Here is a 14,057-nt window from a genome sequence, read left to right on the forward strand (position 1 = left end):
CTCAGACGAGCACTGGCTGGTGGTGGGGGTCGGTGTCGGGCGCGGGCGGTCGGCCGAGGGCGGGGTCGTGCGCGCCGCGCGCGGCGTGCCGGGCCAGCAGCGTCCAGTTGGTCACCGCGAGCGCGCCGAGCAGCAGGCTGAACCCGATCAGCGAGGCGAGCATCAGCCCTGGCGAGACCGGGGAGACGGCCTGCGCGGTGGGCAGCAGCCCGTACGCGGCCCAGGGCTGGCGGCCGACCTCGCGGGCGATCCAGCCGAGCAGCATCGCCACGAACGGCAGCGGCAGGCCGAGCAGGATCAGCCAGAGCGGGAACCGCAACCGGATGATCCAGTCGCGCCAGAGCAGCGGCAGCAGGAGCCATAGGGCGCCGAGCGTGAAGCCGATCAGGATCATGAAGCCGAGGCCGACGTTGGAGAGCACCGGCGGATCCCAGTCGCCGGGGCCGAACCGCGCGGTCCAGTCGGCGACGAGCGCGTCGCGCTCCGGCCCGCCGCCGAACTTCGTCGGCTGGAGCTGCGCGACCGGGCCGAACTGGGCGAAGCCGAAGCCCTGGAGCGTGCTGACCGCTAGCGCCGCGGTGACCAGGCCGAGGCGCAGCGAGGTGCGGAACAGCGCGTAGTCGCTGGTACGCCGCAGCAGGTGCCAGGCGCTGACCGCGGCCATCAGCAGGCCGCCGGTGACCAGGCTCGCCGAGATCACGTGGCCGAACGCCATGCCGAACGTGGGATTGGTGAGCAGCGCGCCGAAGTCGGTGAGGTGGGCGACGCCGTCGCGGACCTCGTACCCGACCGGGTTCTGCAGCCAGGCGTTCGCCACCATGATCCAGAACGCCGAGGCGTACGCGGTGATCGCCACGCCCCAGAGCAGTGCCAGGTGTACGCCGCGCCGCAGCCGGTGCCACCCGAAGATCCACATGCCGAGGAACGTGGACTCCAGGAAGAACGCCATCAGCGTCTCGATGGCCAGCGGCGCGCCGAACACGTTGCCGACGTAGCGCGACAGCCCGCTCCAGTTCAGCCCGAACTGGAACTCCATCACGATGCCGGTGGCGATGCCGAGCACGTAGTTGATCACGTAGAGCTGGCCCCAGAACCGGGTCAGCCGCTCGTACACCGGTTTGCCGGTGAGGAAGCCGGCCGTCTGCAATCCGACCAGCAGCGTGACCAGGCCGAGCGTGACCGCCACGAACAGGAAATGGATCGAGGTGGTGGTGGCGAACTGGAGGCGGGCGAGGAGCAGCGGATCCACTGTCGTCCTCCCATGGGTCGACTCTCTTGTCGTAGCCAACCTACACGTAGCTTCACTACCTATATGGGCGCGCGAACCCGGAGAAGTCCCTTAGGGGGGCGAGATCAGCTCAGGAACAGGGCGAACGGCAGGGAGACGAGCGTGCCCGCGACGGCGAGCGCCATCGCGCCGAGCACCCGCGGCGGGCGGTCCGCGACGAGCAGCCGCTGCACCCGTACGTCCAGGTCGCGGTCGCCGAGACCGAGCGTGCCGGCCGGTTGCACCCGGTGCTCGGCGGCGGCGAACCGGCGCAGCGCGCCCGCCAGCGGCGCGTCCGCGTGCAGCTCCCGGGCCTTGTCGTCGGCGCGCATCTCGACCAGCAGCGCCACCCGCGCGTGCGCGTCCCGCACCCACTGGAACCAGGGCAGCGCCCGGCACAACGCGGTGAACGGCAGCAGCACCAGATCGTGCCGCTCCTGGGCGTGCGCCCGCTCGTGGGTGAGCACCGCCGCCAGCTCGGCCGGGTCGAGCAGGTCGAGCGTGCCCGCGCTCACCACTACCCGGGGCCGCACCCCCGGCAGGCAGTACGCCGCAGCGCTCGGGTGGTCGAGCACCAGCGCGCCGGGCACCGTCGGGTCACGCCGGGCCACCAGGTGCAGCAGCTCCCGGTGCCGGCGCTGGGCGCGTACCGCGCCGTGCAGGCTGCGTACCGTCGTGGTGAGCAGCACCACGCCGATGCCGAGACCGACGCCGACCAGGCTGAGGTGCACCGCGCCCACACCGGCCGGAAGCGTGCCGTGGGCCAGGTCGTCGGCCAGCGCCAGCAGTGCCCACCCGGTCGCCCGGTCGTAGACGTCGAGGCCCAGCGCCATCGGCAACCCCATGGCCGACAGGCCGAGCGCCAGCCCGACCGCCTGCCAGCACAGGATCGCCACCCGGGGCGCGCGCCACGTCCAGCGCGCGGCGGCGAGGACCTGCGCGGTCAGCCAGCAGGCCAGAATGGTCGCGGCGAAGTGCAGGGCGTACGCCACGGCGGCCGCCTACCGGTCCGTCGCCTCGTCGAGCGCGGGCCGACCGGGCCGGGGGTCCTCGATCCGGCCGGTCGGTCCGTCCTCGACGGTCGCGGGCCCGGTCGTCCCGGCCTCGACGGTCGTCCCGGCCTCGGCGGTCTGGGCGGTCGCTCCGGTCGCGGGGCCTGTCGTCCCGGCCTCGGTGGTCGCGGGTCGGGTCGCCCCGGCCTCGGCGCTGAGCGCGGCGCGGAGCACGTCCGCCTCCGTGCCGGTCACCGAGCGGGCGAAGCGCACCAGCGCGGCGTCCCGGCTGCCGCCGAGATCGAGGGCTTCGAGCATGAGCTGGGCGATGTGCGCCTCGCGGGTGGCGGCGGGGCGGTAACGCCAGGCGCGGCCCTCCCGCTCGCGCTGCACCATGCCCTTGCCGGCGAGCCGGTCGAGCACGGTCATGACGGTGGTGTAGGCCAGTTCGCGGCCGTCCAGGGCGTCGGCGACCTCGCGCACCGTCACACCGCCCGAGGCGGCTGGTGCCGCGTCCCACAGCACGTCCATCACCGCACGCTCAAGGTCCCCCAGCCGAGTCACCCACCAATCCTACCCCCGGTAGTAGACCCTCTCCGCCGCCCCGGTCCCCGGTTCCGGTCCCCGCCCCTCCCTCCCGAAGATCAACACCAGCTCGGGGAGGTGGTGTGGTCCGAGGTGGCTCGATGCAGCCACCTCGCCGTACTGGTGTCGATCTAGCTCTCCTCGGACGGCCCCGCCAAGATCCACTCCGCCTCGGGGAAGTGGTGCAGTCCCGGGTCGGTCGATGTGGCCCTCTCGGGGATCTGGTCTTGATCGTGCTGGCCTCGGGGTGGGCCCTCGGCAAGATCAACGCCAGATCGGGGAGGTGGTGGCATTCGGGGCGGGTTGATGTGACCACTTCCCCGTGCTGGTGTCGATTTTGGTGCGTGGGAGGGCAGGGTCAGCGCCAGTTCGGGGAGGTGGTGCAGTCCCGGGCTGGTTGATGCAGCCACTTCGGGGAGAAGGTGTCGATCGGTTGGCCGGGCGTCGGGCTCGGGTTCAGGGCATTTCGAGGGTCTGGTGTTGATCTTGTCGAGGGGAAGGCAAGATCGACACCGGTTCGGGGAAGTGGTGGTGTCCGAGGCGGGTTGATGTGACCACCTCGCCGTGCTGGTGTTGATCTTGGCATGCGAGGGGAGGTCGACGCCGGTTCGGGAAAGTGGGGTTGATCTTGCCCGTTTGCGGGGGCGATCGACGACGGGTCCGGGGACGGGAAGTGGCGGCAACCCGGGAGGGTGTGCCGCCACTTCGGGCCGGGACCGGACTGCCGTCGGTCAGACGCCCTTGGGGTGCCAGACCGTCTTGGTCTCCAGCAGCGTGGTCATCCGGGTGATGCCGGGATCGGCGTACCAGTCGTGGTCGGCCGGGGCCGGCCGGAGCACCCGCTTGAGGTTCTCCGCGGCCTTGACCTCCAGGTCGGCGGCCAGCTCGGCGTCGGTGACGCCGGTCAGGTCGATCGCGTTGACGTCCATGTGCGCGGCGAGCGTCGGCACGGTCTCGGTCAGCCGGCCGGTGAGGATGTTCACCACCCCGCCGGGCAGGTCGGAGGTGGCGAGCACCTCGGCCAGCGTCACCGCCGCCAGCGGCGCCGCCGGGGAGGCGGCCACCACGACCGTGTTGCCGGTGACGATCGCCGGGGCGATCACGCTCACCAGGCCGAGCAGCGCGGGCTCCTCGGGGGCGGCCACCGCCACCACGCCGGTGGGCTCCGGCGCGGACAGGTTGAAGTACGGGCCGGCCACCGGGTTCGCGCCGCCGTACACCTGGGACAGCTTGTCGGACCAGCCCGCGTACCAGACCCAGCGGTCGATCGCGGCGTCCACCTCGTCGGCCGGTACGCCCAGGGCGACGAACTGCTCGTGCCGGCCCTCCAGCATCTCGGCGACCCGGTAGAGGATCTGACCCCTGTTGTACGCGGTCGCCCCGGCCCAGCCCTTCACCGCGGCGCGGGCGGCCACTACCGCGTCCCGCGCGTCCTTCCGGGAGGCAAGAGACACGTTCGCGGATTGCACGAGATACGACCGTCCCGACTCGCTGCGCGGGAACTTCCCGCCGATGAAGAGCTTGTACGTCTTGCGTACCGCGACCCGCTCAGACATTGAGGTACCCCTCCAGCCCGTGCCGGCCGCCCTCGCGACCGTAGCCCGACTCCTTGTAGCCGCCGAACGGCGACGTCGGGTCGAACTTGTTGAACGTGTTCGCCCACACCACTCCCGCGCGCAGCCGGTCGGCCAGCCACAGGATCCGGGAACCCTTGTCGGTCCAGATTCCGGCCGACAGCCCGTACGGCGTGTTGTTGGCCTTTTCGACGGCCTCCGCCGGGGTGCGGAACGTGAGCACGGACAGCACCGGGCCGAAGATCTCCTCGCGGGCGATCCGGTGCGCCTGGGTGACGCCGGTGAAGATGGTCGGCGCGAACCAGAAGCCGCGCTCGGGCAGCTCGCACGGCGGCGACCAGCGCTCCGCACCCTCGGCGGACCCGGCGTCGGACAGCTCCCGGATGCGGGTGAGCTGCTCGGCCGAGTTGATCGCGCCGATGTCGGTGTTCTTGTCCAGCGGGTCACCGACCCGGAGCTGAGCCATCCGGCGCTTGAGCGACTCCAGCACCCGGTCGGCCACCGACTCCTGGACCAGCAGCCGCGACCCGGCGCAGCAGACGTGGCCCTGGTTGAAGAAGATGCCGTTGACGATGCCCTCGACGGCCTGGTCGATCGGCGCGTCGTCGAAGACGATGTTCGCGGCCTTGCCGCCCAGTTCCAGCGTGAGCTTCTTGCGGGTGCCGGCGACCGAGCGGGCGATGGCCCGGCCCACCTCGGTGGAGCCGGTGAACGCGACCTTGTCCACGCCCGGGTGCTCGACCAGCGTCCGGCCGGTGTCGCCGGCGCCGGTGACGATGTTGACCACGCCGGCGGGCAGGTCGGCCTGCTGGCAGATCTCGGCGAACAGCAGCGCGGTCAGCGGGGTGGTCTCGGCGGGCTTGAGCACGACCGTGTTGCCGGCGGCCAGCGCCGGGGCGATCTTCCACGCCAGCATGAGCAGCGGGAAGTTCCACGGGATGACCTGCGCCGCCACGCCGAGCGGCTTCGGGTCCGGGCCGAAGCCCGCGTGCGGAAGCTTGTCCGCCCAGCCCGCGTAGTAGAAGAAGTGCGCGGCGACCAGCGGCAGGTCGACGTCGCGGGACTCCTTGATCGGCTTGCCGTTGTCCAGCGACTCCAGCACCGCCAGCTCGCGCGAGCGTTCCTGGATGAGCCGGGCGATCCGGAACAGGTACTTGGCCCGGTCCCGGCCCGGCATCGGACCCCAGACCTTCTCGTACGCGGCCCGGGCGGCGCGCACCGCGCGGTCCACGTCGTCGGCGCCGGCCTCGGCGATCTCGGCCAGCACCTCCTCGGAGGCCGGGTTCACCGACTTGAAGCTGCCGCCGGAGGCCGGGTCGACGAACGCGCCGTCGACGAAGAGCCCGTACGAGGGCTTGATGTCCACCACCGAGCGGGACTCGGGGGCGGGTGCGTATTCGAACATCGCGTTCAGTCCAGGGTGAAGTAGTCGGGGCCGGCGTAGACGCCGGTCGTCAGCTTGGTGCGCTGCATGAGCAGGTCGTTGAGCAGGCTCGACGCGCCGAACCGGAACCAGTCCGGGCTCAGCCAGTCGGCGCCGACCGTCTCGTTGACCATGACCAGGTACTTGATCGCGTCCTTGGTGGTCTTGATGCCACCGGCCGGCTTGACGCCGACCTGACGCCCGGTGGCGGCGCGGAAGTCGCGGACCGCCTCCAGCATCACCAGCGTCACCGGCAGGGTGGCCGCGACCGGGACCTTGCCGGTGGAGGTCTTGATGAAGTCGCCGCCCGCGAGCATGGCGAGCCAGGACGCCCGCCGCACGTTGTCGTACGTGGCCAGCTCGCCGGTCTCCAGGATCACCTTGAGGTGGGCGTCCCCGCACGCTTCCTTGGTGGCCACGATCTCGTCGTAGACCTCGGCGTAGCGCCCGGCCAGGAACGCGCCCCGGTTGATCACCATGTCGATCTCGTCCGCGCCGGCCTCGACCGCCGCCCGCACGTCGGCGAGCTTGATCTCCAGCGGGGCCTGACCGGACGGGAACGCGGTCGCCACGCTGGCCAGGTGCACGCCGCTGCCGCGCAGCACCTCGGCCACGTACGGGACCATCGACGGGTAGACGCAGACGGCGCCCACGTGCGGGCAGCTCGGATCGGCCGGGTCGGGGCGCAGCGCCTTCGCGGCCAGCGCCCGCACCTTGCCGGGCGTGTCCGCGCCTTCCAGGGTGGTCAGGTCGACCATCCGGATCGCCAGGTCGATCGCCTCGGCCTTGGCAGTGGTCTTGATGGAGCGGGTGCCGAGCTGCGCCGCCCGCTGCTCCGCGCCGACCTGGTCCACGCCGGGCAGGCCGTGCAGGAAGGTCCGCAGAGCGGTCTCGGATCGTCCCAGCTCGGAGAGATCCGACCGGGCCGACGTCGTTGTCGCCGTCATGCCCCGAATAGTACGCACTCGCGAGTCCTGTGATCTTGGTCACGGTGAACGGGTTGCGAGCGTCGTACGTGAGCGGGGTCGCTGGTCGGGCCGCACCCACCGTGCGCCGGTCCACGGAGCGGTAGGTTGAGCGATCGTGGACGTAACCGTCATTGACCATCCGCTCGCCCAGACGCGGCTGACCGCCATGCGGGACGCCCGGACCGACTCGTCGTCGTTCCGGGCGGCGCTGCGCGAACTCACCACCATGCTGGTGTACGAGGCCGCGCGCTCCTTCCCGGTCGAGAAGTACTCGATCCAGACCCCGGTCACCGCCACCGAAGGCAGCCGGCTGGCGAACCCGCCTCTGCTGGTGCCGGTGCTGCGGGCCGGTCTCGGCATGGCCGACGCCGCGCTCGGCCTGCTGCCCGAGTCGTCGATGGGCTTCGTCGGCCTGGCCCGCGACGAGGAGACGTACGAGCCCCGCGCGTACATGGAGTCGCTGCCGCGCGACCTCAGCGGCCTGCCGGTGCTGGTGCTCGACCCGATGCTCGCCACCGGCGGCTCGCTGGAGCACTGCTGCCGGTTGCTCGCCGACCGCGGCTGCACCGACATCACGGTGCTGTGCGTGCTGGCCGCGCCGGTCGGCATCGAGCGGCTGGAGCGCTCCGGCCTGCCGCTGCGCCTGGTCACCGCCTCGATCGACGAGGGCCTGAACGACTCGAAGTTCATCGTCCCCGGCCTGGGTGACGCCGGCGACCGCCAGTTCGGCGGCATGCCCCGTTTCTGATGCCGGTCCCGGTGCGGAGGGTCGGCCCTCCGCACCGGGAACCGGACTGCCCCGGCGAGTTGGTGCGCGGGGGTGCGGGGAGGCGCTAGCGTTCCGGGCCATGACTGGTGTTGCGCTCGCCGAAGAGCTGCTGCTCCTCGCGTACGACGACGAAACCGGCAAGGCCACCATGCCGCGGATCAGCCTTGACCTGGGCATGGCCGCGGCGGTGCTGGTCGAGCTGGCCCTGGCCGGACGGCTCGCGTACGCGGACGGGAACCTGGCGGTGATCGATCCGGCGCCGACCGGTGAGCCGATCGCCGACGCCGTACTCGCCAAGATCGCCGCGGAGACCCCGCATACACCCTCGTCCTGGGTGCAGCGGCTGCGGCACGGGCTGCGCGACCGGATCCTCACCGACCTCTGCGGGCGGGGCGTGGTCCGGGACGTGGAGGAGACCGAGCTGGACTTCATCCACGTGCACCGCTACCCGGTGGCGGACTCCTCGGTCGAGGCGGACATCCGGCAGCGTCTGGCCGACGCGCTGACCAGCGGGCAGCTCCCCGACGAGCGGACCGCCGCGCTCGCCACGCTCGTCGCGGTGCTGCGCATGGAGCCGGCGCTCGGGCTCACCGGCCCGGCCGCCGAGGACGCCGGGCGCCGCCTGGAGGAGATCGCCGCCGGCGCCGGGTTCTCCGGCACGGTGAGCCTGGACGACAGCGTGGTGCGCCCGTCGATCAGTCTGGTCATCGCCGCGCTGGGCCAGGCCGTCGACGCCGCCCTGGGCAAGCGGTAAGGAAGGGCCCCCTCTTAACGCCTCCGGTAGAGGAAGGGCCCCTTATTAACGCGAGGCGTTAATAAGGGGCCCTTCCTTACACCCGGTCAGAGGCCGAGGGCGGCGGCGATCTCGTTGCGCAGCTCCGTCACGGCGGCACGCGCGCGCTGCCGGGCCGCCGGCACGTCGCCGCCGGTCACCGGCTCCACCACCTCCAGGTACGCCTTGAGCTTCGGCTCGGTGCCGGACGGCCGGATCACCACCCGGGCCGCGCCGGTGCGCAGGATCACCACGTCCGCGTCGGGGAGCAGGTCGGTCGCCTCGGTCACCGGCTGACCGAGCAGCGCGGTCGGGGTGGCCGCCCGGATCCGGGCCATCGAGTCCGCGATGACCCGCAGGTCCTCCACCCGGACCGAGAGCTGCTCGGTGTGGTGCACGCCGAACTCGGCGGCCAGCTCGTCCAGCCGGTCGAGGAGCGTACGGCCCTCGGCCTTCAGACCGGCGGCCAGCTCGGCGACGGTCAGCGCGGCGGTGATGCCGTCCTTGTCGCGTACGTGCTCCGGCGCGACGCAGTAGCCGAGCGCCTCCTCGTAGCCGTACACGAGCGGCTCCCGGCCGCCGCCGGCCCGGACGATCCACTTGAACCCGGTGAGCGTCTCGTCGTAGGGCAGCCCCCGGGCCGCCGTCATGGCGCGCAGCAGCGCCGAGGACACGATCGTGGTGGCGTACAGGCCGGTCACGCCGCGCCGCATCAGGTGGTCGGCGAGCAGCGCGCCCACCTCGTCGCCGCGCAGCATCCGCCAGGACCCGGCGTCGCGTACGGCCACCGCGCAGCGGTCCGCATCCGGGTCGTTGGCGATGGCGAGATCCGCGCCGGTGCGGTCGGCGAGCGCGACGAGCAGATCCACCGCGCCCGGCTCCTCCGGGTTGGGGAAGCTGACGGTCGGGAACGCCGGGTCCGGCTCGGCCTGCTCCGGCACCACGCCCGGCACGCCGAACCCGGCGTGCGCGAACGCGGCGGTCAGCACCGCGCCGCCCACCCCGTGCAGCGGCGTGTACGCCACCTTCAGGTCGCGTGGCCCGGTCGGGTCCACCACGGCGGCGGCCTGTTCCACGTACGCGGCCACCAGGTCGTCGCCGAGCACCTGCCCGGCCGGGCCGAGCGGCACCTCGGCGAGCGGGCCGACGGCCCGGATGGCCGCCTCGATGCCGGCGTCGGCGGGCGGCACGATCTGCGCGCCCGCGCCCAGCTCACCGCCGAGCTGCGCGCCCAGGTAGACCTTGTAGCCGTTGTCCTGCGGCGGGTTGTGGCTGGCGGTCACCATCACCCCGGCGACCGCGCCGAGCTGCCGGACCGCGAACGCCAGCACCGGCGTGGGCAGCGGCCGGGGCAGCAGCAGCGCCGGACGGCCCGCGCCGGTGGCCACCTGGGCGGTGCGCTCGGCGAAGGCCAGCGAGCCGCGCCGGGCGTCGTACCCGATCACCAGCGGGCCCTCGCCGCCCTGGGCGGCGAGCCAGCGCACGAGCCCGGCGGCGGCCTGGGTGACCACGGCGAGGTTCATGCCGTTCGGCCCGGCGCGCAGCGGGCCGCGCAGTCCGGCGGTGCCGAACGTCAGCGGGCCGGCGAACCGGTCGGCCAGGTCGGTCGCCGTGCCGGGCAGCCCGTCCAGGACGGCGCGCAGCTCGTCGCGGTCGGCCGGGTCCGGGTCGTCGGCGAGCCAGCGCTCGGCTCGGACGCGAAGGTCGTCTAGGTCAGTGGTTTCCGCCGCCATTGCCTCTTGATAGCACGGCGGCGGATCACCACTGGCCGTCGGCCTCGACTCAGTTCGCCTCGGTGAGCTGGAACGAGCCGACCATCGCGTCGAAGATCGGCTTGCTCTCCGCGAACCGCGCGTCGGTCGAGGAGAGGTAGAACGAGTAGACCTTGCCGTCCTTGACCACGCCCCGCCAGATGCCGTGACGCATGGACTCACCCTCACCGCAGGTGTATTCGAGCTGGCCCGCGGTCTGCCCGGCGAGCGGCTGCTCGGAAACCGACACCTCGGTGTAGGGGGCGGGACAGGTCTTGCTCTTGGCGCTGTTCTTGTTCAGGTTCCGCGAGGCGAACTCGGCCCAGCTGATCGAGGTGCCGCCCCACGGCTCGGCGATCACCCGCACCTTGCGGCCCTCGTCCTCGGGGTCGACGTAGTCGACGTAGAGGCCGCCGGTCTGCCGCTGCCAGCCCTTCGGCACCTGGATGGTCACGCCCTTGACGGTCTGCTCCTGCATCTCGGGCGCGGCGGCGGCCGAGTTCGACGGCAGCGTGCCCACGATCGGCGGTGGCGTGTCGTCGCCGCCGCTGGTCAGCGCGATCACGCTCACCAGCAGCACCACGGCGAGGCCGCCGGCGGCGGCGAGCTGGACCTTGCGCGGCCACGCCTTGATCCGGCCGAGCAGGCCCTTGGCCGAGCCGAGCGCGCCGCCACCACCGGCGGCCGGAGCGGTGGCCGGCGTGGTCCACGGCTGGCCGGTGCCGGGCACCGACCACTGGTTGCCGCCGCCGTACACCGGCTGGGTGGCGTCGGCGGCACGGCCGTAGACCGGCTGGGTGGTCGGCACCTGCTGGGTGGCGTCCGCGCCGGCGCCCTGGCCGAGCCGGACCGTGGCGTCCGGCGAGATGCGCTGGGTGGCCTCGGGCGCGGGCCCGGACATCGCGCCGGTCGGGGTGTGCAGCGGGCCGGCCAGCGCGTCCGCGCTGGTCTCGTCCAGCGCGGCGTCGCCCGCCGCCGGCTTCTCGCCGGCGGGCCGCTCCCCGCGGCGCAGCGCGGCGAGCCGGTCGGTCAGCGACTCGTCCGGACCGATCATGGCCCGACCGCCGATCTGGCCGCTCGGCTTCGGCTCGGCCGCGATGGCCGGCGGCGTGGTCGGGCGCGGCACCGGCACAACCGCGTACGGGTCGGTGACCGAGTTGACCGCGGTGGCGGTGCTGGTCAGCGGCCCGGCGAGCAGTTCGCGCAGGTTGGCGCGGGCCCGGTGCACGTCCATCCGGCGGGCCGGGTCCTTCTCCAGCAGCCCCATCAGCACGCCGGTGAGCGGGCCGCTGCGCTGCGGCGTGGCGGGCGGGTCCTCGACCACGGCGTGCATGGTCTCGATCGGGTCGCCCTTGTCGAACGGGGGACGGCCCTCGACCGCCGTGTAGAGCGTCACGCCGAGCGAGAACAGGTCGCTGGGCGGCCCGAACTCCTGGCCCATGGCCCGCTCGGGGGAGATGAAGTGCGGCGAGCCGAGCACCATGCCCGGCGTGGTGAGCTGCACGTCGGTGGGCATCCGGGCGACGCCGAAGTCGGTGAGCACGCAGCGGCCGTCGGAGCAGATCAGCACGTTGGCCGGCTTGACGTCGCGGTGCAGCACACCGATGGCGTGCGCCACCTCCAGCGCGCCGAGCAGCGCGATGCCGATCTTGGCGACGGCGCGCGGCGCGACCGGCCCGTCCTCGATCACCATGTCGGCGAGGCTGCGGGCGTCCAGCAGCTCCATCACGATCCACGGCCGGCCGCCCTCGGTGACCACGTCGTAGACCTGCACCACGGCCGGGTGCTGGATCGCGGCGGCGGCGCGGGCCTCCCGCAGCGTCCGTTCGTAGAGCGCGTCGCGGTCGCTCGGGGCGAGCCCCGGCGGGAGGACGACCTCCTTGACCGCCACGTCGCGGCGCAGCAATGTGTCTGTGGCCCGCCAGACCGTGCCCATGCCTCCGTTGCCCACCGGGGAGCGCAGCGAGTAGCGACCACCGATGGTGGTGCCGGGCGCCGCGCGTCCAGTGGGGGGACTGGCCGGTCCGCCGCTCCACGTCGGAATCTGAGTCACAGAAAAGCCACCGGGGGATATCGAGGGGGCTGGGACACAACCCCTCTATCTTGCTGGTTCCGACGCCCGATGCGAAACCCGACGCGGCGGGCGTTTACCTACTCGACGGTATGTGGCCGGTTGCTCACCTCCGGTGGTGTGCCGTGGCCAGGTGTGCGGTATCCCTCACCCACCAGGCGGTCAGCGCGTCCTACCATCCGGTAATGAGCGATGCGCGGTCAAGCGAGTCGGGTTTCCCGATCCAGGGCGTCTACACGGCGGCAGACCTTCCGGCGGACCTGGAGGCCCGGCTGGGCGAGCCGGGCGAATTCCCGTACACCCGCGGGGTCTACCCGACGATGTACACCTCCCGGCCCTGGACGATGCGACAGTACGCCGGCTTCGGCACCGCGACCGAGAGCAACGCGCGGTACCACCAGTTGCTGCGCGCCGGGACGATGGGCCTGTCCGTCGCGTTCGACCTGCCCACCCAGATGGGGTACGACTCGGACGACCCGATCGCGCACGGCGAGGTGGGCAAGGTCGGTGTCGCCATCGACTCCATCGAGGACATGCGCACGCTGTTCGGCGGCATCCCGCTGGACAAGGTCTCCACCTCGATGACGATCAACGCGCCCGGCTCGGTGCTGCTGCTGCTCTACCAGCTCGTGGCCGAGGAGAACGGCGTGCCGGGGGCGGCGCTCAACGGCACCATCCAGAACGACATCCTCAAGGAGTACATCGCCCGGGGGACGTACATCTTCCCGCCGAAGCCCTCGCTGCGGCTGGTCGCCGACACGTTCGCCTACTGCCGGGCCGAGGTGCCCAAGTGGAACACCATCTCGATCTCCGGCTACCACATGGCCGAGGCCGGCGCCTCGCCCGCGCAGGAGGTCGCGTTCACGCTGGCGAACGGCGTGGAGTACGTCCGCGCGGCGCTCGCCGCCGGGCTCGCAGTGGACGACTTCGCGCCCCGCCTGTCGTTCTTCTTCGTGGCCCGCACCACGCTGCTGGAGGAGGTCGCGAAGTTCCGCGCGGCCCGGCGCATCTGGGCCCGGCTGATGCGTGACGAGTTCGGCGCGAAGAACCCGAAGTCGATGATGCTGCGGTTCCACACCCAGACCGCCGGCGTGCAGCTCACCGCCCAGCAGCCGGAGGTGAACCTGGTCCGGGTGGCGGTGCAGGGCCTCGGCGCGGTGCTCGGTGGCACCCAGTCGCTGCACACGAACAGCTTCGACGAGGCGATCGCGCTGCCCACCGAGAAGGCGGCCCGGCTGGCGCTGCGCACCCAGCAGGTGCTGGCGTACGAGACGGACCTGACCGCCACCGTCGACCCGTTCGCCGGGTCGTACGTGGTGGAGGCGATGACCGCCGAGGTGGAGGCGGCGGCCACCGAGCTGATGGACCGCGTGTTCGACCACGGTTCGGCGGTGGACGCGATCGAGGCCGGTTTCCAGAAGCGCGAGATCGAGCAGTCGGCGTACCGGATCGCCCAGGAGATCGACTCGGGTGAGCGGGTGGTGGTCGGCCTCAACCGGTTCCAGATCGACGAGGAGGAGCCGTACGAGCCGCTGCGGGTGGACCCGGCGATCGAGGCGGCGCAGGGGGAGCGGCTGGCCCGGCTGCGCGCCGAGCGGGACTCCGGCGCGGTGGAGCGCGCACTGGCCGAGCTGCGTTCCGCAGCCGAGGGCGACGCCAACGTGCTCTATCCGATGAAGGAGGCGCTGCGCGCCCGGGCCACCGTCGGCGAGGTGTGCGGCACGCTGCGCGAGGTGTGGGGGATCTACCGGCCGAGCGATCGGTTCTGACGTTTTCAGGCGGCGGTCCCGTCGGCGCACGCAGGTGCCCGGCGCGGGCCGCCGTCGTGCGTCCGGTAGTGGTCTGAACTGGGCAAACGGGGCCGTTGAGGCGTACCGTTGGTCCC

General features: G+C 72.4%; 11 protein-coding genes. 3 read left to right on the forward strand and 8 right to left on the reverse strand.

Annotation, left to right across the window (positions count from 1 at the left end; all coding sequences use genetic code 11):
- Window position 1: 1 nt before the first annotated feature.
- The 6 genes from J3R08_RS03680 to deoC form a co-directional block, all read right to left on the reverse strand.
- Window positions 2-1,249: a cytochrome ubiquinol oxidase subunit I gene (locus J3R08_RS03680; protein ID WP_209959985.1), complete on the reverse strand. Its 1,248-nt coding sequence runs from the start codon at window positions 1,247-1,249 to the stop codon at window positions 2-4.
- A gap of 104 nt (window positions 1,250-1,353) precedes the next feature.
- Window positions 1,354-2,259, reverse strand: a complete 906-nt coding sequence (locus J3R08_RS03685) for a M56 family metallopeptidase (protein ID WP_043326742.1) — start codon at window positions 2,257-2,259, stop codon at window positions 1,354-1,356.
- Window positions 2,260-2,268: 9 nt separating this feature from the next.
- A complete protein-coding gene (locus J3R08_RS03690) occupies window positions 2,269-2,823 on the reverse strand; it encodes a BlaI/MecI/CopY family transcriptional regulator (RefSeq protein ID WP_209959987.1) in 555 nt (184 codons plus the stop codon).
- 752 nt (window positions 2,824-3,575) lie between these two features.
- A complete protein-coding gene (locus tag J3R08_RS03695) occupies window positions 3,576-4,400 on the reverse strand; it encodes an aldehyde dehydrogenase family protein (RefSeq protein ID WP_043326737.1) in 825 nt (274 codons plus the stop codon).
- Window positions 4,393-5,823 (reverse strand): aldehyde dehydrogenase family protein, encoded by a 1,431-nt coding sequence (locus J3R08_RS03700; protein ID WP_043326735.1) that lies wholly within the window; start codon window positions 5,821-5,823, stop codon window positions 4,393-4,395. The genes J3R08_RS03695 and J3R08_RS03700 overlap by 8 nt, the downstream gene beginning before the upstream one ends.
- Window positions 5,824-5,828: 5 nt before the next feature.
- Window positions 5,829-6,788, reverse strand: coding sequence for a deoxyribose-phosphate aldolase (deoC, locus tag J3R08_RS03705; protein WP_030501215.1), 960 nt, complete (start codon window positions 6,786-6,788; stop codon window positions 5,829-5,831).
- Between the two features lie 136 nt (window positions 6,789-6,924).
- Here deoC and upp point away from each other — a divergent pair, with 136 nt between their 5' ends.
- A complete protein-coding gene (gene upp / locus J3R08_RS03710; protein ID WP_043326733.1) occupies window positions 6,925-7,557 on the forward strand; it encodes a uracil phosphoribosyltransferase in 633 nt (210 codons plus the stop codon).
- A 100-nt stretch (window positions 7,558-7,657) separates the two neighbouring features.
- Window positions 7,658-8,332 (forward strand): GPP34 family phosphoprotein, encoded by a 675-nt coding sequence (locus J3R08_RS03715; protein WP_043326732.1) that lies wholly within the window; start codon window positions 7,658-7,660, stop codon window positions 8,330-8,332.
- Window positions 8,333-8,418: 86 nt separating this feature from the next.
- On the opposite strand, the gene J3R08_RS03720 is transcribed toward J3R08_RS03715, so the two are convergent.
- Both J3R08_RS03720 and J3R08_RS03725 read right to left on the reverse strand, forming a co-directional pair.
- On the reverse strand, window positions 8,419-10,083 hold the full coding sequence (locus J3R08_RS03720) for a phospho-sugar mutase (RefSeq protein WP_209959988.1): 1,665 nt from the start codon (window positions 10,081-10,083) through the stop codon (window positions 8,419-8,421).
- A gap of 49 nt (window positions 10,084-10,132) precedes the next feature.
- A complete protein-coding gene (locus J3R08_RS03725) occupies window positions 10,133-12,154 on the reverse strand; it encodes a serine/threonine-protein kinase (RefSeq protein ID WP_043326728.1) in 2,022 nt (673 codons plus the stop codon).
- A 203-nt stretch (window positions 12,155-12,357) separates the two neighbouring features.
- Here J3R08_RS03725 and J3R08_RS03730 point away from each other — a divergent pair, with 203 nt between their 5' ends.
- Window positions 12,358-13,941, forward strand: coding sequence for a methylmalonyl-CoA mutase (locus J3R08_RS03730; protein ID WP_043326726.1), 1,584 nt, complete (start codon window positions 12,358-12,360; stop codon window positions 13,939-13,941).
- The last annotated feature ends 116 nt before the right edge of the window (window positions 13,942-14,057 follow it).

It is taken from the genome of Micromonospora sp. HB375, assembly GCF_017872985.1.
In the GTDB taxonomy this organism is placed as follows: Bacteria; Actinomycetota; Actinomycetes; order Mycobacteriales; family Micromonosporaceae; genus Micromonospora; species Micromonospora chalcea.